18 protein-coding genes are annotated in these 21836 nt (G+C 68.1%); 10 read left to right on the top strand and 8 right to left on the bottom strand.

Going from position 1 to position 21836, the window contains the following annotated elements:
* Position 1: 1 nt before the first annotated feature.
* On the bottom strand, positions 2 to 1504 hold the full coding sequence (locus ABZ942_RS22535; RefSeq protein WP_357384966.1) for a PLP-dependent aminotransferase family protein: 1503 nt from the start codon (positions 1502 to 1504) through the stop codon (positions 2 to 4).
* 62 nt (positions 1505 to 1566) lie between these two features.
* Between ABZ942_RS22535 and ABZ942_RS22530 the strand changes: the two genes are divergently transcribed.
* The 3 genes from ABZ942_RS22530 to ABZ942_RS22520 all read left to right on the top strand — a co-directional run bounded on the left by ABZ942_RS22530 (position 1567) and on the right by ABZ942_RS22520 (position 3732).
* Entirely contained in the window at positions 1567 to 1986 is a 420-nt protein-coding gene (locus ABZ942_RS22530) for a hypothetical protein (RefSeq protein ID WP_357384964.1), read from the top strand.
* Positions 1987 to 2041: 55 nt separating this feature from the next.
* Complete coding sequence (locus tag ABZ942_RS22525) at positions 2042 to 2611, top strand: methylated-DNA--[protein]-cysteine S-methyltransferase (RefSeq protein ID WP_357384962.1); 570 nt, start codon at positions 2042 to 2044, stop codon at positions 2609 to 2611.
* 287 nt (positions 2612 to 2898) lie between these two features.
* Positions 2899 to 3732 carry an alpha/beta hydrolase gene (locus ABZ942_RS22520; protein ID WP_357384960.1) on the top strand — a complete coding sequence of 278 codons (834 nt, stop codon included), beginning with the start codon at positions 2899 to 2901 and terminating at the stop codon, positions 3730 to 3732.
* A 64-nt stretch (positions 3733 to 3796) separates the two neighbouring features.
* Here the strand turns inward: ABZ942_RS22520 and ABZ942_RS22515 are convergent, their stop codons facing one another.
* The 3 genes from ABZ942_RS22515 to ABZ942_RS22505 form a co-directional block, all read right to left on the bottom strand.
* Entirely contained in the window at positions 3797 to 4750 is a 954-nt protein-coding gene (locus ABZ942_RS22515; RefSeq protein WP_357384958.1) for a hypothetical protein, read from the bottom strand.
* A 350-nt stretch (positions 4751 to 5100) separates the two neighbouring features.
* Positions 5101 to 7701, bottom strand: a complete 2601-nt coding sequence (locus ABZ942_RS22510) for a LuxR C-terminal-related transcriptional regulator (RefSeq protein ID WP_357384956.1) — start codon at positions 7699 to 7701, stop codon at positions 5101 to 5103.
* Between the two features lie 89 nt (positions 7702 to 7790).
* On the bottom strand, positions 7791 to 9080 hold the full coding sequence (locus ABZ942_RS22505) for an adenylosuccinate synthase (RefSeq protein WP_357384954.1): 1290 nt from the start codon (positions 9078 to 9080) through the stop codon (positions 7791 to 7793).
* Between the two features lie 295 nt (positions 9081 to 9375).
* Here ABZ942_RS22505 and ABZ942_RS22500 point away from each other — a divergent pair, with 295 nt between their 5' ends.
* From ABZ942_RS22500 to ABZ942_RS22485, 4 genes are all read left to right on the top strand, one after another.
* Positions 9376 to 10035 (top strand): hypothetical protein, encoded by a 660-nt coding sequence (locus tag ABZ942_RS22500; protein ID WP_357384952.1) that lies wholly within the window; start codon positions 9376 to 9378, stop codon positions 10033 to 10035.
* Positions 10032 to 10814 (top strand): site-2 protease family protein, encoded by a 783-nt coding sequence (locus tag ABZ942_RS22495; protein ID WP_357384950.1) that lies wholly within the window; start codon positions 10032 to 10034, stop codon positions 10812 to 10814. Before ABZ942_RS22500 ends, ABZ942_RS22495 begins: the two co-directional genes overlap by 4 nt.
* A gap of 286 nt (positions 10815 to 11100) precedes the next feature.
* Positions 11101 to 11973 (top strand): glycosyltransferase family 2 protein, encoded by an 873-nt coding sequence (locus ABZ942_RS22490; protein WP_357384948.1) that lies wholly within the window; start codon positions 11101 to 11103, stop codon positions 11971 to 11973.
* 235 nt (positions 11974 to 12208) lie between these two features.
* Positions 12209 to 13075: a glycosyltransferase family 2 protein gene (locus ABZ942_RS22485; protein ID WP_357384946.1), complete on the top strand. Its 867-nt coding sequence runs from the start codon at positions 12209 to 12211 to the stop codon at positions 13073 to 13075.
* Between the two features lie 292 nt (positions 13076 to 13367).
* On the opposite strand, the gene ABZ942_RS22480 is transcribed toward ABZ942_RS22485, so the two are convergent.
* Both ABZ942_RS22480 and ABZ942_RS22475 read right to left on the bottom strand, forming a co-directional pair.
* Positions 13368 to 14471, bottom strand: coding sequence for an FUSC family protein (locus ABZ942_RS22480; RefSeq protein WP_357385855.1), 1104 nt, complete (start codon positions 14469 to 14471; stop codon positions 13368 to 13370).
* Positions 14472 to 14581: 110 nt separating this feature from the next.
* Complete coding sequence (locus ABZ942_RS22475; RefSeq protein ID WP_357384944.1) at positions 14582 to 15034, bottom strand: DUF3151 domain-containing protein; 453 nt, start codon at positions 15032 to 15034, stop codon at positions 14582 to 14584.
* A gap of 154 nt (positions 15035 to 15188) precedes the next feature.
* Here ABZ942_RS22475 and ABZ942_RS22470 point away from each other — a divergent pair, with 154 nt between their 5' ends.
* The 3 genes from ABZ942_RS22470 to ABZ942_RS22460 all read left to right on the top strand — a co-directional run bounded on the left by ABZ942_RS22470 (position 15189) and on the right by ABZ942_RS22460 (position 19406).
* Positions 15189 to 17711 (top strand): hypothetical protein, encoded by a 2523-nt coding sequence (locus ABZ942_RS22470; RefSeq protein ID WP_357384942.1) that lies wholly within the window; start codon positions 15189 to 15191, stop codon positions 17709 to 17711.
* Between the two features lie 213 nt (positions 17712 to 17924).
* The gene (locus ABZ942_RS22465) at positions 17925 to 18998 is read left to right on the top strand and encodes a fused (3R)-hydroxyacyl-ACP dehydratase subunits HadA/HadB (protein WP_357384940.1); all 1074 of its coding nucleotides are present in this window, start codon (positions 17925 to 17927) and stop codon (positions 18996 to 18998) included.
* A 90-nt stretch (positions 18999 to 19088) separates the two neighbouring features.
* Positions 19089 to 19406 carry an excalibur calcium-binding domain-containing protein gene (locus tag ABZ942_RS22460; RefSeq protein WP_357384938.1) on the top strand — a complete coding sequence of 106 codons (318 nt, stop codon included), beginning with the start codon at positions 19089 to 19091 and terminating at the stop codon, positions 19404 to 19406.
* Between the two features lie 3 nt (positions 19407 to 19409).
* Here ABZ942_RS22460 and ABZ942_RS22455 read toward each other — a convergent pair whose 3' ends face one another.
* Positions 19410 to 20528 (bottom strand): BTAD domain-containing putative transcriptional regulator, encoded by a 1119-nt coding sequence (locus ABZ942_RS22455; RefSeq protein WP_357384936.1) that lies wholly within the window; start codon positions 20526 to 20528, stop codon positions 19410 to 19412.
* 34 nt (positions 20529 to 20562) lie between these two features.
* Positions 20563 to 21597, bottom strand: coding sequence for a class II fructose-bisphosphate aldolase (fbaA, locus tag ABZ942_RS22450; RefSeq protein ID WP_357384934.1), 1035 nt, complete (start codon positions 21595 to 21597; stop codon positions 20563 to 20565).
* Between the last annotated feature and the right edge of the window lie 239 nt (positions 21598 to 21836).

Below are 21836 nucleotides of genomic sequence, written 5' to 3'. Positions count from 1 at the left end.
ATCAGTAGCAGGTGAGCGGCTGGAGCGCGTCGGCGGCGCGCGGCGTCAGCGCCTCGTAGGCGGCGGCGATCGCCTTGACCGCCAACCGGAGGTCGGGTTCCTGATGGGTGAAAGGCAAGCGGATGAACCGTTCGAACGCGCCCTGGACGCCGAATCTCGGTCCGGCGGCAAGCAATACGCCGTGGTTGGGCGCGGTGGCGGCCAACGCGGTGGAGACGGGCGCGGGCAGCTGCGCCCACACCGACATGCCGCCCGCGCCGTAACCGAGGCGCCAATCCGGCAGCTCCTCGGCGACGGCCTCGAACAACGCGGCCCGTTGGGCGCGCAGCTGATCGCGGCGACGGTCGAGGATGGGGCCCGCATTGGCGAGCAGGTGCACGGTGGCCAGCTGGTCCATCACCGGGGTGCCGAGGTCGACCGTGGAGCGGATGCCGAGCAGCTTCGTGATCAGGGGTTGGTTGGTGCGGATCCAGCCGACCCGCAGGCCGCCCCAGAAGGACTTCGAGGCCGAGCCGATGGTGACGATCTCGTTGCCCTTGGCGAACGCGGCCACCGGCGGTTGCTGCGCACCGGACAGGTGCAGATCGCCCATCGACTCGTCGATCACCACGGTCATCCTGGTTTCCCTGGCGATGGCGGCCAGTTCCGCGCGGCCCTCCGCGTCGAGCAGCAGGCCGGTCGGGTTGTTGAAGTCGGGCACCAGGTAGGCCAGGGTCGCCGCGGTTTGCCTTGCGGCACTGCGGATTCCGTCCAGATCCCAGCTCTTGTCCGGATGCTCGGGGCGCAGCGGCACCGGCACCGGCCTGGCACCGACATCGCGGATCGCCTCGATGGCGTTCGGGTAGGTGGGGTGGTCGATGAGCACCCGGGCCGCGGGCGCGGTGAGCACATTCAGCAGCAGGCGCAGACCGTGCTGGGCGCCGAGGGTGACCAGGATCTGGTCCGGTTCGGTGGGCAGGCCGCGCTCGGTGAAGCGGCGCGCGATCGCCTCGCGCAGCGTGAGCACGCCGACCGGATCCATGCCGTGCGTGCCGAGGTAGGTCGGCAGCCCTTCCAGCGCAACCGAATACGCCTCCTGCATCTCCAGCGGCGCGGCCATCGCGGCATAGGTCATGTCGATGGTCGGCAGCTCCGAGGACGCCATCATCGCCAGGATGCTCCTGGCCGGCTTGCTGCCGTCGTGCTGCACGTCGCGCGGCAGGGCGACGGTGCTGCGCGAGCCCTGGCGGCTGATCAGGTAGCCGTTCTCACGCAGCAGGGCATAGGTGGAGGTGATCGTCGTGCGACTGACCCGGAGGGTGGTGGCGAGATCGCGTTCACTGGGCAGCGCGACGCCGAGCGGCGCTCGTCCGTCGTGGATCAGCAGCCGAATGCCTTCGGCGAGTGCGAGATACGCCGGGCGGGCGGCGCGCCGGGGCGACTCGATCTCGCCGTCCTCGACCACATTCCGCCACCGACCAAGGTCGCGAGCCAGGGTGCCCGCTCCGATAACTCTCGTCGCCATAGGGTCCAGTATTGAGGGAGTGGCTATTTAAAGCAAGGCCAGTCGGAGCGCAGGCTGGCACCATGACCACCTTTGCCGCTCTTCTCGTCGTCGCCGCGTTCGGCTACCTGATCTATCGCTACCTGCCGAGGGGAACCGAGCGGGCGTTCCGGCTGGACCGGTACCACCCGCGCTCGCCGATGTCCGACTTGCCATCCTCGTACTACGACGAGCAGCGGCGCTATTCGGATCTGGCCGCCATCTACGGGCGCGGTGATGTGCCGGAACAGATCTCGCCGGAGGTTGCGCCGGTCGGCCGGACCGAGCCACCGAAGCTGACCACCGTCGAGCCGGTCCGGCAACCAGCCGAAACACCGGCCACCGGGTACGCATGGCGGTCTCGCCGGACCGTCGCGCACAGTCGCAATGAGGCGCGGCGACCCGCGAAGGGAGTCCGTCGACTCGTCACGGATCCGAGCATGCTACAAAACAAGGCCAGTTGAGCAGAACTGGACTGATATCTCGAAACTTGTCGGTCCCGCCGTGCACACTGAGACCATGAGTGACGCCAGTTGCCTGTCCGCCGAGGCAACTCTCTTCGACACCGCGATCGGCCGCTGCGCGATCGCGTGGAGCGGTGCGACCGTGATCCGGTTCCAGCTCCCCGAGGCGAACCCCGCCGCGACCCGCGCGCGCATCACGCGCCGCCGGACCGGCCTGCCGGACGACGAGGTCCGCGAAGAGGCGCCGACGGGCGTGATCGCCGAGGCCATCACCGGCATCCGTGCCCACCTGGCCGGCGAACTCGACGACCTGCGCTGGATTCCCCTGGACACCAGCGGAATTCCGGAATTCCACCGCGCGGTCTTCGAGGTCACCCGCGCGATCGATCCCGGTCACACCCTCACCTACGGCCAGGTCGCCGATCGCATCGGCGCGCCCGGCGCCGCCCAAGCCGTCGGACAAGCCTTGGGCCGCAATCCGATTCCGCTGATCATCCCGTGTCACCGGGTGCTCGCCGCGGACAATGCGCTCACCGGTTTCTCCGCTCCCGGCGGCATCACCACCAAGCAGAACCTGCTGGAAATCGAACGGACACCGGGGTTCGGCGAACCAACCCTGTTCTGAGTGAACGGTTTTCGCGCCCGGCGTAGTGCGTGATACAGCCTGCCGCCACCTGCGGGTGGCACCGTGATTCAGAGGCCAGTCGCAGCGTCCCGGCTCCTGGACGGTTTCCGTACATAACGTTCACGGGCATACCAGGCACGCGCCCGGCATAGTGAGCAGCATCACAGACTTTCGCGGGGTCTGGTCTGTCGCTACCGCCGTCGATTAATCCATGCACCCGGCACCGTCTGAACAGGCAAGGCACCAACGCATCGTTGGCCGACATCCGCGTCGAAAGTGAGATTGTTGTGGAGACCGTGACCTCTGCCGACGGCACCGTGATCGCCTACGACCGGCACGACGGCCACGCAGGCACCGTGATCCTGATCGGTGGCGCCTTCGGCTACCGGAAGTTCCCGAAGATGGTCGAACTGGCCACCACACTCAACGAGCACTACGGCCTCACCGTGCTCAACTACGACCGGCGCGGCCGCGGCGACAGCACCGATGCCACCGGCGGCTATGACGTCGAGCGCGAGATCGATGACCTCGCGGCCCTGGTCGAGGCGGTCGGCGGCTCGGCGATGCTGTTCGGCTGGTCGTCCGGCGCGGCCCTCGCGCTGCGCGCCGCCGGATCCGGCCGCATCCTCGGCATCACCAAGGTCGTCGCCTTCGAGCCGCCGTTCGTGGTCGACCAGGAAGGCTTCGTCCCGGCCACCGACCTGGAGACCACGCTGCACGAACTGGTGGCCGCCGACCGCCGCGCCGACACGGTCCGCTTCTACCTGACCAAGGCGATGGGCATTCCCCGCCCGATGGTCTCCGTCATGCGCCTCACGCCGTTCTGGAAGAACCTCGTCGCCACCGCGAACTCGACCCCGCACGACTGGGCGGTGATGCGCGACTACATGCGCGGCGAACCATTACGCACCGACGACTGGACCACCGTCAAAGCCCAAACCCTGGTCATCGCGGGCGCGAAGAGCGACGCCCTGCTCCGCAAGGGCGCCAAGGCCATCGCCGCCGTGCTCCCCGACGCCGAACTCCAGGAAATCGCCAAGCTCAGTCACAACCCGAATGTCGGCCTGCTGGCCCCCGCCGCGGGTGAATTCCTCACCGGCACAGCGGAAACCACCACCTAGCCGGTGCACACCCGCACCGGTACTTGCCGGTGATCGGCCAGGGCGCGAATAGCCGCCTCAGCTGTCAGGCGGTGGCGCCGAAACCTGCGCCCGCGCTGCCGCCGAGAATGCCACCGGCAACGCCGCCGATTACCGCCGCGGGAATGCCGACTACCGCGGCACCAGCTGCCGCGCCGACACCGGCGCCGATCGCGGCACCTGCGCCAGTGGTTGCGGCGGCGATCGGCCAGGCCGCGACGAAGGCGGCGCCTACCGCGGGGAGCGCGCCTGCGCCACCGGTCGGGACTCCCGCGGCGGCAGCCGCGATCGCGCCACCGGCGGCGGTTCCCGCGACACCTACGGCGAAGCCGATGCCCGCACCGACGCCGGCGCCGATGGCCGCACCACCGAGTCCGCCGACTACCGCGGCGGGGATGCCTGCGATCGCGGCGCCGGCCAGTGCGCCACCGACCGCGCCCGCCGCGGTCGCGGCGGCGATCTTGTCGGAGCGGGTGGGGTTGATGCCGATGGAGCGGCCACCGGTGGCGATGGCGGCCTCGACGTCGGCGGCGGTGGTGTTGACGCCGTCGAGGAGCTCGTTGGGGACCTCGGTCGGAGCAGGTGCGGTGAAGTCACCGATGCGCAGGGTGCGCGGCGGCGGCGCGATCGGGGCGACGGGCTCGACCGGCTCCGGCGCATGCAGCTGCTGCGGCTGGATCGGCGGGGCCGGCTCCGGCGTGGGGACCGGGCGGGCGTAGTTGAGGCTTTGCGAGTCGGCGGGGTCAGCCGGCGCGGGCTTCGGGCCGGTGACGCCCTGCTGGTTCGGGGTGGTGACGCCGGGCTGACTCGGCACCGGCGCGGGCGTTGCCGGGGCGGTCGGCGCGCTCGGGGTGGTCACGCCGGGCTGTGTCGGGGTGCCGGGATCGGCGACTGCCACACCCGCGCAGGCGACCGCGATGGCCAGCGGGAGGGCCCCGACGATCGGACGCATGGTGCGCCGGGTCGTCGGATTGTTCAGTTCTCGATACCGACGAGCCACGTCGAAGCACCACCATCAGGTTGGGTCAGCCAGCACGTCCCCGCGTACTGCGCGCTCGCACCCTATCTGTAGCTGATCGGATGCTGTCAAGTCGAGTCGGCGACTTCATCTGTCCCGCGCGGGCGGCTTCCTAACAGACAAAAGTCCGAATTGCAGCAAATACTGCTACCTGATCGTCAGCTCGAACATCATTAGCTGAAAGATGACCGTTCGTGTGTTCGAGCGCCGTATCGCGCTCGCGCAACACCGCCTATCCACCTCGGCCAGAACCGGATTCACCCACTGAGCATCGCTCTCGAAGGTGCGCACGATTCTTGGTGCGGGAAATCAAGAAGCGTGCGGCGATGGGTTCAGGACGACGATTCGCCGCGCATCAGGGCGCCGAGCGACTCGCGATCGGTGACGTCCATCTTGATGCAGGCACGGTAGAGGTGGCCCTCGACGGTGCGCACCGACACGGTGAGCCGGTCGGCGATCTGCCGGTTGGACAGGCCCGCCGCAACGAGATTGGCGATCTCGCGTTCGCGGGCGGTCAACGGCAGCGGCTGAGCGGCCTGCCGCAGCGCGGGCGTGCTTGCCCCGCCGCAGGCTGCCGCCAGGCGATTGGCCGCGGCGGCGGATTCCAGCAGGCGGCGGCGATCACCCGCGCGCTCGTGCGCCGAAGCCGCCTGCGCGGCCGCGTCCGCCGCGGACAGCAGCGCGCCGATCCGCTCGAATTCGGCTGCGGCGGCGTCGAGTCCGGGCCCGTCGTGCGCGGCGAGCGCGACCGCGTGCCTGGCCTGGGCCTGCACCAGCTGACCGTCCACCCGGGCCGCGAGGTCGGCGAGCCTGCCCGCCGCGGAGTGATCGCCGAAGCGAGCGGCAGCGTGCAGCGCCATCGCCTCGATCGCGTGCTGGTTCGAGCGGGCGGCCGCGTCGGCCGCACTCATCGCCAGGCGGATGGCCGGGGTGACCGTGCCCTCCGCGGCGGCGTGCCAGGCCCGCGCGATTTCCAGCTGTGGTTCGTAGACGGCACTGTGTCTACCGCCACGCGCGGTCGCCTCCGCGATGGCCTCGGCCGCCTCGGTGGACCGGCCCAGCGCCGAATATGCCTCGGCCAGCCGGATTCTCGCGGGAAACATCCAGGCCGCCGCCCCCTCGGCGGCGAGTGCGGCCAGCGCCTGCTCCAGGTTCTCGATGCCATCCGGGAAGTGTCCCTGCGCCACATCCACGGTGCCCTGCAGAATCTTGGACATGCCCCACGCCAGATACTGACCGGGCGCCGAGTAGCCGAAATATGCTGCGGCACAACGCCGTGCGGCTTCGAGGTCGCCGGTCAGGGTCAGCGCGAGCACCTCGGCGTGGGTCGACATGAAGCGGTTGAGCCCGTCGATCTCGCTCTCCACCTCGTGCCCGCGTTCGGCGTACTGCCGGGCGGCCTCGCCCTTGCCCATCAGCGCCAGCGCGAGCCCGCCGCCGAAGGCGGCCCACCAGATCGCCCAGGGCGGCGCGCCTTTCACCGACATCGCCTGCTCCGCCTCGGTGATCGCGGTGTCGATCCGGTTCTCGTTGACCGCGCACGCCGAGGCCAGCCCGTCGAGGATGGCCGTGATCTTCGGGTGGGTGACCTTGCCGCGAACCAGCTTCAGCACCTCGTCGGCCCGATCGGCATCGCCCATGGCCCACAACAGATTCGCCACCCGGGTGCTGCCCCAGCGGGCCAGCTGTACCTCGGTGAGCTGATCGGGGTCGAAGCTGGCCAGCGTGCGCTCGGCCTCGATGCGATGGCCCTGCCACAGCAGCGCACGGGCGAGCAGATCGGCGGATTCCACCCCGCCGCGGCGTTCCACCGCCGCCCTGGCGAAGCGTTCGCCCAGCGGCAGATTCGCGAGGCCGATGGCATCCGCGGCGGCCGCCTCGAACAACTCCAGATCGGCGGATTTGTCACTGTCCAAGGCCAATTCGGCCAGCCGGATCCGGTCGGCGGCGGAATTGATCGGCCGTTCCTTGAGCGAGGAGTACAGCCTGCCGCGCAACCGCCGGGCCGAGGCGATGCCGAGCCTGCGCCGGATCACCTCGCCGAACAGCGGATGGTTGTAGCGCACGATCAGCTGGTGCGAATTCTCGACAACCCGGATCACGCCACGGGTTTCGGCGGACTCGACTGCCCCCTCGCCCGCCAGTTCGGACAGCACGTCGAGGTCGATCGGCTCGCAGAAGGTGAGCAGCTCCAGCACGTGCAGCACGTCCTCGGGCAGCTGCTCGACCCGATCCTCCAGCAGCGCAGCCAATTCCGAGGTCACCGCCGCCCGCCCACGCAGCTGCCACACGCCGTTCACCTGACGCAGCGAGCCTGCCTCCAGCGCGCCCTCGACCAAATGCCTTAGGAACAGCGCGTTTCCGCCGGACGACTCCCACATCAGGTTCGCGGTGAACCCCTCCAGCTGCCCACCGAGCATCGACTCCACCAGGTCGACGCTCTGCCGCTGGCTGAACGGATTCAGGTCGATGCGCAGCAGGTGACCGTCTTTCCACAGCGAGGTCACCGCGTCGGGCACCTGCACCCCGCTGCGCACCGTGGCCACGATGTGCGCCGCCTTGTCGATGGCCAGCTGCAACAGCAGTGTCGCGGACAACTGATCGAGCAGATGCGCGTCGTCGACGCCGATGATGGTGTGCCCGTCGGCAAGCAGCGCTTCCCGCGCCGCGGACATGAACGTCACCGGATCATGCGCCGTATAGACGCCGACCATATGCGCGAACACCCCGAGCGGGATGCTGCGCGCCGATTCCGTGCCCGCTACCCAGCGAATATTGCCGCCAACGGCGGCTGTCGCCTGTCTGGCCAGCGTCGTCTTACCGACACCGGCGTCGCCGGTGAGGACCGCGCCGACATGTTCCGTGCCGGTGAGAGCGGCGCGAATCGCGTCGAACTCGGCCACGCGCTCGACCATCGGCCAATTCCGAGCCATGACTCTTACTGTAGATGTAACCGATCATGGAACGTACCTAACGAACGATGAACGGCCACAATCATTCAGCCAGTTATAACGTTCAGGTATCAGCCGAGCACGTCGTGCCGGACGATGGTCTGATCGCGACCCGGTCCGACGCCGATGCAGGAGATCCGAGCCCCGGAAAGCTCCTCCAACCGCAGCACATAGGCCTGCGCGTTGGCGGGCAGTTCCTCGAAGGTGCGGGCCCCGGAGATGTCCTCCCACCAACCCGGCATCTCTTCGTAGATCGGCTTGGCGTGATGGAACCCGGTCTGCGTGGTCGGCATCTGCTCGACCCGCTCGCCGTCTACGTCGTAGGCGACGCAGATCGGCACCGTCTCCAGGCTGGACAGCACGTCGAGCTTGGTGAGGAAGTAGTCGGTGATGCCGTTGACGCGGGTCGCGTAGCGGGCGATGACCGCGTCGAACCAGCCGCAGCGCCGGGCCCGGCCGGTGGTGACGCCCACCTCGCCGCCGGTCTTGGCCAGGTAGGTGCCGAACTCGTCGAACAGCTCGGTCGGGAACGGACCGGAGCCGACGCGGGTGGTGTAGCACTTGAGGATGCCGAGCACCGAGGTGATCTTGTTCGGCCCGACGCCCGCGCCGACCGCCGCGCCACCCGAGGTCGGGTTGGACGAGGTGACGTACGGGTAGGTGCCGTGGTCGACGTCCAGCAGGGTGCCCTGCGAACCTTCCAGCAGCACGGTCTCGCCGTTCTCCAGCGCCACGTTCAGCTTCAGCCTGGTGTCGGCGATGCGGTGCTTGAAGCCCTCCGCCTGCGCGAGCACCTCGTCGACCACCTGCTGCGGGTCGAGCGCGCGGCGGTTGTAGATCTTCACCAGCACCTGGTTCTTGAACTCCAGTGCGGCCTCGACCTTCTGGGTGAGGATCTTCTCGTCCAGCACGTCGGCGACGCGCACGCCGACGCGGGCGACCTTGTCCTGGTAGCAGGGGCCGATGCCGCGACCGGTGGTGCCGATCTTGTTGTTGCCGAGGAAGCGCTCGGTGACCTTATCGATGGCCACGTGGTACGGCATGATCAGGTGCGCGTCCGCGGAGAGCAGCAGGCCCGAGGTGTCGACGCCGCGCTCCTCCAATCCGGCCAGCTCGTCGAGCAGCACACCGGGATCGATCACGACGCCGTTGCCGATGACGTTTGTCACGCCCGGAGTAAGGATGCCGGAGGGGATCAGGTGCAGCGCGAAGTTGTCGCCGTTGGGCAGCACCACGGTGTGGCCCGCGTTGTTGCCACCCTGGTATCGGACCACCCATTGCACCCGGCCACCGAGTAGATCGGTCGCTTTGCCCTTACCCTCGTCGCCCCACTGGGCGCCGATCAGGACGATTGCCGGCATGGTTGTATCTCCTACGGTTCGACGTGCAACACCCTGAGCGATGGCAGCCGGGGGAACCGGCGGGGCGGATAACCGCCCGTGTTGCAGCTACTGCCGTGTCGAGGCGGTGGCCGGGAGCACAGTCTAGTCGACGCGTCGGCGGCGGCGTCGGACCGGATCTCGTCGTAGGCTCGACAACCAGTGACCACGGCCGGGCAAGGCTATGGTTGCAGCCGTCGGGACCGGGCAGGGTTCGGCGGAACTGGCGAAGGGTCCGACGGGGTGTCGGCTCGAACCGAGGAGGGTGTACGGCAGTTTGAGTACCCACGTTCTCCGTTGCGACGGCGCACCGGTACCTATCGCCCTCGCGGCGCTGCCGACCAGTTCGACGGCCGCCATCCCCGATACCACCGAGATCGACGAACTGCTTCCCGTGCTGGCCGCCGACAGCCTGCCTCGGCTCATCGTGCTCGGTGACGACGCGGCACTGGCCACCGTGCTGACCCACCTGATGCGCACCGAGCGGTTGCATGTGGAGCTCGGCTATGTGCCGGTCGAGAAGACCTACGGCTCCCGTGCCTATCAGACGGGCACCGGAAACGCCGCCGCGAAGCGGGCCATCGACGGCAAAGCCACCAAGGTGCCACTGATCCGCGACGACACCGGCCAGGTGCTGGTCGGTCGCGCCAAAATCACCGGGGTCGGCGAGGAGAGACTGGAGGGCGAGGCCTACGTGGACGACGTGCAACTGTTCTCCGGCAAAGTCACCGCGATGCTGGTGTCGCCGACGCTGCACCAGCCGGGCGTGCGGGCCACCGCGCAGCGCGGCATGCGCAAGCGCCGCTGGGTCGAGGGACGCGCCGCCCAGCTCGGCACGCCGGGCGCGGTGGTGACGCGCGACGGCATCCGCAGCGAGCGGACGGTGCCGCGGTCCAGCTTCTATCGGCATCACGAGCCCTGGTTGCTGGTCCGATGACTGACCGGTTTTCCACCGAACGGCGCTCGCGCGCGGTGCGGCCGAGCCCGATCTTCCTGCTCGTGGTTCTCATCACCGTCGGCGGCGGCGCGCTGGCCTGGGACGCCGATCTGGACTCCACCCGCGCCAAGGTCGGAGTGTTCGTTCTCGTGGTGTTCGGCTGGATCATCACGCTGTGCCTGCACGAATTCGCGCACGCGTTCATGGCCTGGCGGGCCGGTGATCACGAGGTCGAATTGCGCGGGTACCTCACGCTGAACCCGTTGAAGTACAGCCATCCGCTGTTGTCGATCGTGCTGCCGATGGTGTTCATCGCGCTGGGCGGCATCGGCCTGCCCGGCGGCGCGGTGTACGTGCACACGCACAACTTTTCGCCGCGCACGCAGCGCATCATCAGCGGCGCGGGCCCGGCGGTGAACGCGCTCTGCGCGGTGCTGCTGCTGGTGATCGTGCGGGTATTCGGCAGTGCCAGTTCGCATCCCGCGCTGTGGTTCGGGTTGAGCTTCCTCGGCTTCCTGCAGATCACCGCGGCACTGCTGAATCTGATCCCGCTGCCGGGACTCGACGGCTACGGGATTCTCGAGCCATCGCTCAGCTACCAGACGCGGCGCGCGCTCGACCAGTTCAAGCCGTTCGGCATGCTGATCTTGTTCGCGCTGCTGTTCACCCCCGCCATCAACGGGATCTTCTTCGACGCGGTGTACGCATTGTTCGAAGTGTCTGGGGTGCCATCGAATTGGTCCCGCTTCGGCAGCTATCTGACCCGTTTCTGGACTTAGCGAACAGGAGATGCCGCACCCTACTCGATCGAGTAGGGTGCGGACTCGATGATCGTTTCGGGGGGAATGGGGTATTCACGCATGCGAGATCGGCAGTAACCACGATCGTCGTGCACTGTATCGGCACACAACGCGATAGTGGCCGAACTGCCGTCTTCGGACCGGCGTCACCGTCGACGACCCGGTCCGGCCGACCGCCACCGCGCGCGTACGCGCGCATCGCAGCGAAAACCGGCTGCTTCGTTGGGGTTTCCGCTGCCTATCAGCAGACGTTGGAGCTTGATCTATGACCAACACAGCAACAGCGACGGTGCTATCCGTCGTGATCCCAGCATTGAATGAAGAAAAGTCGATCGTGCGCGCGCTGGATCGCCTCGTCGTCCAGGACGCGATCGACGAAATCATCGTCGTCGACAACGGCAGCCAGGACGACACCCGGCAGATCGTGCGCGACTACGCGGTCGACCACCCGGAGGTCGCCCTCATCGAGGAACCGAAGCCCGGCATCCCCGCGGCGCGCAACGCCGGATTCGACCGGGCCCGAGGCGATTTCCTCGCGCGGACCGACGCGGACACGCTGGTCGGGCCGGACTGGGGTGCGGTGATCCGGCACACCCTGACCGAGCATCCGGACACCGCCGCCGTCACCGGGATCACCACCTATCACGACTCGCCGATCGGCTTCTTCCTGAAATTCGGCCTGTACCTGCAGGATCGGCGCGGCAAGCTGGGCGGTCCGGTCGGCAACATGCACGGCCCGAACATGGCCATCCGCCGGTCCGCCTGGCGGGCGGTGCGGGCGGAGACCACCACCCGGTCCGACGTCGCCGAGGATCTGGATCTCGCGCTGTGCCTGACCAAACGCGGGCTGCGAATCGACCAGCTGACGAACATGCGGGCGCAGACCTCCGCCCGGCGCCGCCGGACCGGGCCGCGCGATTGGTGGCGATTCCAATTGACGGGGTTGCGCACCATTACCGACCAGGGCTATCAGGTGCGGCCGTTTCACCGAGCCGTCATCGTCGGTGCCTGGCTGACGCATACCGTGCAGTGGCCGATCTACCGGCTATGGGACTTCGACCGCCGACGTTTCACGCTGCGACCGGCACCGGCCCGGGTCTCCCCGGTCGGCGACCCGGCAAGTCCACCTGAGCGATAGTGCCCCAAAGCCTTGGGGATTCTGTCTGTGTCCCAAGGCAACTAGGGTCGAACCAGTGATCGTATCGGGTGGGCCCACCCGATAATCAGCAGTTTTCGCGGACCCGGCCAATTCGTGGCCGGGTCCGCGCTCGAACACCTCGCAACACTTAAGCCGCACGTCTGTTCAGGGCAGGTAACAGACCATTCTGGCGGTAATTCGGCGTGCCCGACTGAGAAAATGGAGCAGCACCACCATGAGCACCCCCGATTCGGCGACGGCTTTATCAATCGTCATCCCTGTGCTGAACGAGGCCGCGTGCATCACGCAAACCCTCGACCGCCTCGTGATTCAGGATTCGATCGACGAGATCATCGTGGTCGACAACGGCTCGGACGACGGCACCCGTGAAATCGTGACCGATTACGCGCTCAGCCATCCGAAAGTCGAACTCGTCGACGAACCCCAGCGCGGGGTCGCGCGCGCCCGTAATACCGGATTCGACAAGGCGCGTGGCGATTTCATCGGACGCACCGACGCCGACTGCCTGGTCGCGCCCGACTGGGGCACCGTCATCCGGCAGCATCTGACCGAACATCCCGAGGTCGCCGCGGTCACCGGCATCACCACCTACTACGACTCGCCCGTTGGCTTCTTCCTGAAATTCGGCTACTACCTGCAGGATCGGCGCGGCAAGCTGGGCGGTCGAGTCGGCAATATGCACGGCCCGAACATGGCCATCCGCCGCACCGCCTGGCTGGCGGTGCGCGAGGATACCGTGGTGCGGCCGGACGTGATCGACGACCTCGACCTGGCGTTGTGCCTCAGCAAGCGCAGCCTGCCGATCGACCAGCTCGAGAACATGCGGGTCGAGACGTCGGCCCGGCGTCGTCGGACCAGTCCGAGCCGCTGGTGGCAGTTCCAATTGAGTGGCCTGCGCACCATCACCAACCAGGGTTACCAGGTGCTGCCGTTCCACCGGGCCGTGATCGTCGGCGCCTGGCTGGCGCACACCGTGCAGTGGCCGATCTACCGGCTGTGGGACTTCGACCGCCGACGCTTCACGCTGCGGCCGGGCCAGGCCAGGATGTTCCCGCTCAGCAAGGCCGAAAGCGACAGCTGACGAACGCGGAGCCGCCCGGTCGGACCCCGGCCCAGGCGGCTCCACTCCTCGCAGCGGGCGATCTGCCCCGACCCGCCGGCCACCACACCTATGGCCGATGGGGCAGTTCGCTTGTGTGCGAAGTAGTCGACCGCGACACCCCTCGTTCGATCGCGGTCACCTGTTCAAGTTATGCGGCGGGGACCGTCGGAACACGAGTAGCGGACTACCCCAAAGAGCGGCATGGTCGTTCTTGCCGCAGCGAATGACCACCCATATCTGGCACGAGTGTCCAAAATCCGCTGAGTAGTAGTCAGTCCTCGGGCGTCACGAACGGCTTGGGCACCGTCGGCGGGAGCAGCGCGATCGCGGAGATCCGTTTCACGCCGCACACCTGCATCAGGTCGACCACGATCGAACGCACCTGGGCGAACACCACGTGGGCCGAAAGCCCAGCGCCCTCAACGAGTTCCGGACGCGCCTCCTTGGCGACGGTGCGCAGCACCCTGGCCGCCTCGGCCTGGTCGGGTTGCTCGCCCGGATCAGCGAGCATCATCCGGCGCACCACTTCGCTTGCCTGGCCGAGCCGTTCGACCTCGTCGATCAGGCGCGGGTCGAGTATCTCGTCGTCCTGGACCAGGGTGAGCGAGCGGCGCAGCAGCACCCTGGTGTTGCGCACCGAGTTGTCGAGCGGATCCGCAGTGGCCTTGATGCGTTCGAGGCGGGCGCGAGAATTCCAGTACAGCGGGGAGATTCGGCTGATCTCCTTGCCGCCCTCCAGCGTGGCCCGCAGCGTATCCAACTGCGGCTGCGTCGCGCGCACCGCGGTGAGCGCGGCGCGCAGCTTGTCGGGATCCTGTTCGAGCAGGCCGTCGGCGCACTCGGTGAGCGACTTGCTCATCACCGCAAGGATTTCCGCGGCCTGCTCGCGGGCGCGTCGCACCGGGTGCAGTGGAATCGACGCCACCACAACAACTCCCACCAGACCGCCGACCAACGCGTCGATCATCCGGGAGAAGCCGCCGCCCGCCGAGGGCGGCAGCAGGGTGGCGACCAGCACGGCGGAACCGGCCGCCTGCATGGTGATGATCGAGCCACCATCGAGGAATACCGCGGCGGCCATCGCGACCGCGACCACCAGCGCGATCTGCCACACGCCGGTACCGGCCCTGGTGATGAACAGGTCACCGATGCCGATGCCGACCGCGACACCGACGACCAGCTCCACGGAACGCCGCAGTCGCGCGCCGAACGAGATGCCGATCGACACCACGGCTGCGGTGGGTGCGAAGAACGGCTGCGGGTGGCCGACGAGTTCACGCGCGATGAACCACGCCAGTGCGGCACCGACCGCACACTGCAGAATCGGCAACGCGGACAGCCGCAGTCGCGCCCACGAGGAACGCAGCCGATCCATGCTGCTGGCCCGGGCGACTCCGACGCGCGGCCTGATATTGAGGTCGAGCCCACCCGTCACCCGACCGCCGCCCCCCATCGAATCGCTTCGCGATACTGCGTCACTACGTCTCAGTCGAGACCGAGCTCAGCCGCGGCACGCGGGTCGCAATCTTCGAGCAGATCCAAGCAACGCGCGTACTCCTCGGTCTCGCCGACAATCTTGGCCGCACGGGCCAACGCGCCGACACTGCGGAGGAAACCCTGGTTGGGTTCGTGGCTCCACGGGACCGGCCCGAAACCCTTCCACCCGTTGCGTCGCAGCAGATCGAGGCCGCGGTGGTAACCGGTGCGGGCGAACGCGTACGCGGCGACGATGTCGTGGTTGATCGGTTCGTCCTGGGCTTCGCCCCTGGTCAGCGCGGCCTCGGCCAGGTAGGCCCAGGCGATCGAAGCGGCCGGATGGTCGGCCGCGACGCGCACCGGATCGGTCTTGTCGAGCAACGCTTCTTCCGCGTCGGAGATTTCGGGGAGGAGTACCGGTTGGGGGCCGAGCAGATCACCGAACGAGGTCATGCGGTTCATTGTGCACCGATGGCCTATTACCTCCGCATTCACTCCGGACAAACGGACAGACATTTAGCCGCGGCCATGCGCGGTCTGAAGTCGGACTTCGTTCGGGTGTGCCCGTTAAGCTGGCCGTCGAGTTCAACTGTTCCGCCTGAGCGAGGGGTAGTGCGTGTCCGACCCGAACGACGACAAGAACCCGGCGCGGGAGAGCGCCGACCCGGCAACCCCGGCCGCGGCTGACGCACGTCCCGACGCCACCACGGAACGCAACCCGGCCGCCGGTGGGGCGGATAAGCCCGCGCCCGCTGCCCCCACACGTCCCATCGCCGCTCCTGGGGCCGGCGCTGCGGCGAGTGGCTCGGCTCCGACGGCCGAAGGTAAGACCGCCCCTGGCTCGGCCCGAGGTACCGAGAACTCCGGCGCGACGGCCGGAAGCACGACCGGCTCCGCCGCAGCGGCCGGGAGCAATCCCGCTCCGGTGCGTGATACCCCCGCGTCACAAGGTAAGGACTCCGCAGCAAAGCTCGGAAGCAGCACAGCGGCTGCATCCTCCGCGCAGGGAACAGCACCGGCCGGCGCGAAGCCCGGCCAAGCGACTCCCCCGGCGCAGGGCCAGGACTCCGGTGGCCCGAAGCCCGGCCAGGCGACTTCCTCGACACCGTCCGACGCCGCAGGACAACAGCCCGGGTCGGCGGACCCCAGGTCCGTGCCCAAGGTCAGCGCACCCGCAAGGCCCACAAACCCGCCCGGCACCGCCGCCCCTCGTCCCGGCTCAGCCGACACGACGAAGCAGGCAGCGCCAGCAGCCTCGACGAATTCCCAAGGTACCGCCGCACCATCGACAAGCGCCGCATCCACCGGCACGGACGGCGGCACCGCACCGGGCGGTGGAACGGCGACCGCTTCGGCAGGCGCGAAAGCCGGTGCAGCGCAACAGGGCGCCCCCACTTCGAGCAACCGCCCCGCGGCCGAGGGCTCCGGCGATACCGAGACCGAAGCGATCCAGCGCGACGACCGGAATAAGTCCGCCGCAGCGGCTGCCGGGACCGGTTCCGCAGCGCCGGGCGCGAAAACCGCAGGGACGCAACCGAACAAGCCTACTTCCGGTGATGTGGTTTCCGACATCGCCAAGGGTGGCGCCCTCGGGACTGCGGAAAGCGCCGCGATCAAGCGCGGCGATTCTGCCTCGCCCGCCTCCGCTCCGGCGAGCACGGGAGCGCCCACGCCCGCCGCATCGGGCGGACAGCCGGGTTCGAAACCCGCAGCTGCACAAGAGAACAGCCCTACTGCTGACAAAGCTGCGGCCGGAACTGACAAGACAGCTGACGGAACAGGCACTCCGACGACCGGTGCTGCCCAAGGCGGAATCGCCGACGGCACAGCCTCGTCCGAGGCAAAGACCGAGGCGATCGAACGAGGCGCCCAGGCTCAGTCAGGTGCAGCCGATAAAAGCGCACCGGCCGAGTCGACACCATCGGCGAAGGCAGGCACGAAAGCTACTGCTGCGCCGAAGGACAGCCCCACCACCGGCGCAGCTGGTGCGAAGGGCGCAGCCCCCGATAGCCCTGCTCCGGCGAAAACCGGCCCCTGGTTCGGCGGCACGAAAGCCGCTGCGACTCAAGCCGGCACACCCGAAAAGCCCGCCGCGACCGCGCCACCTGCGGGGGCCGCGCCGAAGGACGAGGTACCGGACGGGGATGCACCGACCACGGTGATGCGGGTGCAGCGGCCCGCGCCGCCGGTCGAGGACGCCGAGCCCGAGGCGGACACCGTCAAGATGCAGACGGGCGCCGGTCAACAGGCGCCGCCCGGGTCCGAAGACGTCACGATGGCCATGCCGGTGATCAAGCCGGACGACGCGCAGACCGTCGCGCTGCCGATCCAGCGCCCCACCGACGGGCCGAAGCCCGCCGGGACCGACCGGGTCACGCCGAGCGGCGGTCGCGTGCCGATCACCAAGCCCCCGGCCACGCCGCGCTCCGCCCCCGGCCCGAAACAGCCTGGTCCGCAAGGACCTTCGTCGCCGCAGAGCGGACCGGGACCGGTCGAGGACACCCGCCCGGCCCCGCCGCATCCCGGCCTGCCCCGACCGGGCTCCGCGCCCTCGCCCGCGGACATCCAGCCGACGATGCCCGCGCAGCAGCTCGGCGGACCGCGTCCGCCGCAACCGCGGCCGATCGCGCAACCGCAGCGGATCGCCCCGCCCGCGCAGGCCCCGGCCGCCGCGGCCGAACCGGCGTCCGCGCCGGGCCGCTCCAAGCGCTGGCTGCTCGCGGTGGCGGGTGCCGCCGCACTGGTGGTCGTGCTGATCGGGGTGATCGTGGCGGTGTTCGTGAACTCGACGGACAATTCGCCGGAGACCAAGGTCCGCGCCGCGATCACCGACTACACGCAGGCGCTGAAGACCGGTGACCTGACCACCCTGCAGAGCACCACCTGCGGTCCACTGCACGACTTCTACAAGGGCATTCCGGCGGATCAGTTCGCCGGCGTGCACCAGCTGTCGATGGACCGGCGCACCATCCCGGTGGTGGACGAGGTCGATGCGGTCAAGATCACGGACAAGACCGCGGTCGCCCAGGCCACCGTCTACACCGACGCCGATCCGAACAAGCGCTCGGCGCGCACCTTCGATCTCCAGCAGACCGACAACGGCTGGAAGGTCTGCGACCCGCCGACCAGCACTCCGTAATCGACCCGAAACGTGAAATAGGCTGCCCGCGCGCCGGGCAGCCTATTTCTGTTCTATAGCCGATTGACATCATCGCCAATTGGTGCAAATCGCACGTCCCGGGCCCGCAAGTGAAGAACTGGCGAATTCGATAGCAATTCCGCATCGATCGGCGGTAGCGCTGCTCACACTCAGCTGGTCAACAGTCCTGTTCATTAGTAGCGTGGCCGCATCATGGGCAGGGAACAGACGATGGCGCTCGAAACCGATGACGTGCAGCAGACGGCGACGCTGGCCGGACAGCGGTTCCGCGTGCGGGACCACTACGAGGTCGGCCGGGAGAAGATCCGCGAGTTCGCGCGGGCGGTGCAGAACCACCACGGCGCGCACCATCAGGAAGCCGACGCACACAAGCTCGGTCACGACGCTGTCATCGCACCGCCCACCTTCGCCTCGGTCATCGGCTCGTCCGGCACCCGCTCGCTGCTCGAATCGGTGCTCACCGAGTACGACCTGTCCCAGATCCTGCAGACCGATCAGGTCTTCCAGGCCTACCGGCCCATCCTGGCCGGCGACCGGCTCACCAGCGAGATCCTGATCGAGTCGATCCGCCAGTTCGGCGACAACGATTTCGTCGTGGTCCGCTCCGCCCTGGTCAACCAGCACGGCGAGCTCGCGCTGATCGGCTCCACCACCATCGTGGCGCGCCGCGGCGTCGAGGTGGACCCGAGCCTGACCGACGTGGTCGACAACATCATGATGCACGGCCAGGTGGTCGAATTCCCCACGGCCGAAGACGGATTGGACGACAGCTCCGCGCTGATCCCGCTCGGCCTCGGCGAGCTGCCCGCCCCGGCGGCCGAGCGCGCGATCCTGCCGGTGCAGACGCTGCCCGACTTCGACCAGCTCGCCGTCGGTGACCAGCTGCCTGCCGGATCCTTCCGGCTGGCCCGCGGTGACCTGGCCAATTACGCGGGAGTGTCCGGCGACGCCAACCCGATCCACTTCAGCGACCACGCCGCCCAGCTGGTCGGCCTGCCGACGGTGGTCGCACACGGCATGCTGACTATGGGCCTGGCCGGTGGCTACCTGACCTCCTGGCTCGGCGATCCGACCGCCATCGAGAAGTTCAGCGTGCGGTTCTCCGGCTTCGTGCCGGTGACCGCGAACGCGGCGAGCACGGTGGACTTCATCGGCCGGATCAAGTCGCTCGATCCGAATACCCGCACCGCGACCATCGTGCTCGGTGGTACGTCGGAGGGCCGAAAGTTGTTCGGGCGGGCCATCGCCGAGGTCCGACTAGCTTAGGGAGCTGTTCCTTCGCAGGTCAGAATGGTTCCGCCGGCTCACAGGTAATCCACATCCCACGGCGCGGTGTTTCGGCGCACGATGGAGTTCGTGACCCACTCAGTAATGCGCCGTGTAGCACCCGCGATCGGCGCCGCATGTCTCATGGTCGGCGTTGTCGCATTGGTGCCGTCGACCGCCACCGCCGCAACACCCGCCACCGCCGCAGCCTCTTTCAGTCCGAATGATTCGTGGCCGACACCGGATCGCAACGGCAACGGCGACAGCGACCAGAAGAAGCGATCGACCAAGATCTACACCGACTGCGATCAGGTACGAGCCGAAGGCGCCGGACCGATCTACCGTGGCCAGCCGGGCTACAACTCCTACCTCGACCAGGACGGCGACGGCATCGCCTGCAACGACTGACCGCTACTGCACCGCCTGGAAGATCAACATCGTTGCGCCGATGCGGATCTGGTCTCCGTCGGCGAGCAGTGCGCCGTTCTCGATCGGGTCGTCGTTGACGTAGACGCCGTTGGCCGAGTGCAGGTCCTTGATCAGCAGACCGGCCCGGCTCGGCATGATGTGCGCGTGGTACCGGCTGGCCTTCGGGTCGTCGAGCACCAGATCGTTGTCTGTCATCCGGCCGATCCGCAGGCCGCCCTGCGCGATCGCGACCACCCGTCCGTCGGGCATGCGCAGCTGTCCGTTGCGCACCGTGCTGGGCGCCTCGGTGACGGTCTCGGTCATCGCCGCGGCCATCCGTTCGACCTGCCGGTGCTCGGCCGCGCCGAGCGGTTCCTGGCGCAGCACCCGGTGTTCGAGCTCGATCAGCGCCGGACCCGGATCGATGCCGAGCTCGTCGGCGAGCACAGCCCGCACCCGGCGGCACGCGTCGAGCGCGTCCGCCTGTCGGCCGGACAGGTACAGCGCGGTGATCAACTGACCCCACAGCGGCTCGCGCAGCGGGTGCTCGCCGGTCATCGCGACCAGCTCGCCGATCACCGAAGAGGCACGCCCCAGGGCGATTTCGGCGTCGATCCGCGCGGAGGCGACGGCGAGGCGCTCCTCGTCCATCGCGGTGGCGAAGCCGTCGGCGAACTGCAGGCCGGTGAGGTCGGCCAGCGCGCGGCCGCTCCATTCACGCAGCGCGGCGCCGAAAAGCTGTGCGGCACCGGCGTGATCGCCGAGCGCGGCCGCCCGGCTGCCGGCTTCCCGCGTCGCCTCGAAACGGCCGAGATCGCAGGCGGTCTCGGCCACTTCGAGGCGATAGCCGGAGGATTCGGTGCGCAACACCGTCGCCGGATCCACTCCCGAATTACGCAGCGCCTTACGGATATTCGAGACGAATACCTGCAGGCTGGCGGCGTAGGAGTCGGGCGGATCCTCGTTCCACACCATGTCGGCCAGTGCGGCCGACGACACGGCGCGCCGCCGATTCACGGTGAGCGCGGCCAACAGAGCCCGCGGCTTGGGCCCGCCGACCGCCACCGGCTCACCGCCGACGAGCAACCGGACAGGCCCGAGCACGCGCACATCCAGACACATGAGCTGTCGAGCCCCCGGTGGGTTGATGAGTGGGTCAGGCGCTGATCGACCTTCCCGCGGACTTCAGATCATTGCATGCCTCGGTGACACGTGCCGCCATCGAGGTTTCGGCCTTCTTGAGGTAGCTGCGCGGGTCGTAGACCTTCTTGTTGCCGACCTCGCCGTCCACCTTCAGCACACCGTCGTAGTTGGTGAACATGTGGCCGGTGATCGGCCGGGTGAACGCGTACTGGGTGTCGGTATCGACGTTCATCTTCACCACGCCGTAGCGCAGCGAATCCTCGATCTCCGACTTCAGCGAGCCGGAGCCGCCGTGGAAGACGAAGTCGAACGGCTGCGCGTCCTGGCTCAGGCCGAGCTTGGCCGCGGCCACCCGCTGGCCCTCCGCCAGCACCTCGGGCTTGAGCTTGACGTTGCCCGGCTTGTACACGCCGTGCACATTGCCGAACGTCGCGGCGAGCAGGTACTTGCCGTTCTCGCCCGCGCCCAGCGCGTCGATGGTCTTCTGGAAGTCCTCGGGCGAGGTGTAGAGCTTGTCGTTGATCTCGGCCTCGACGCCGTCCTCTTCACCGCCGACGACGCCGATCTCGACCTCGAGGATGATGTTGGCCTGCGCACACGCCTTCAGCAGTTCCTTGGCGATCTCGAGGTTCTCGTCGATCGGGATCGCCGAACCGTCCCACATGTGCGACTGGAACAACGGGGCCCGCCCGTTCTTCACCCGGTCCTGGGAAATGGCGATCAGCGGGCGGACGAATCCGTCCAGCTTGTCCTTCGGGCAGTGGTCGGTGTGCAGCGCGATGGTGATGTCGTATTTCGCGGCGATCACATGCGCGAATTCGGCCAGCGCGACCGAACCGGTGACCATGTCCTTCACGCCCAGGCCGGAACCGAATTCGGCACCACCGGTGGAGAACTGGATGATGCCGTCGCTCCCCGCGTCCGCGAAGCCCTTGATGGCCGCGTTGATCGTCTCCGACGACGTGCAGTTGATGGCGGGAAAGGCAAAGGAGTTCGCTTTGGCCCGACCGAGCATCTCGGCGTAGACCTCCGGAGTCGCGATGGGCACAGTAAGACCTCCGTGATTGTTGCGGCAAAGACCTATTTTGTCAGCCACCACACTAGGACAGCGGTGTTTCGCCTGGTATCCAGGGAGGGCGGAGTGGGGCCAGCACCAGTGACCAGCCGGTAGTCCACAAGGAACCATCAGGTGACCAGCCGGTAGTTTCGCGCACAGCGCGGGGTTTCTCAGTCGAACCCGGTACTGTGGGCCCGGTAATTACGCTGGCAGCTTCCGATGCGATGGCA

This window comes from Nocardia sp. NPDC046473, assembly GCF_040645995.1.
Classification (GTDB): domain Bacteria; phylum Actinomycetota; class Actinomycetes; order Mycobacteriales; family Mycobacteriaceae; genus Nocardia.
The sequence above is the reverse complement of the archived record's forward strand: the minus strand, read 5'-3'. Positions and strand labels throughout refer to the sequence as shown.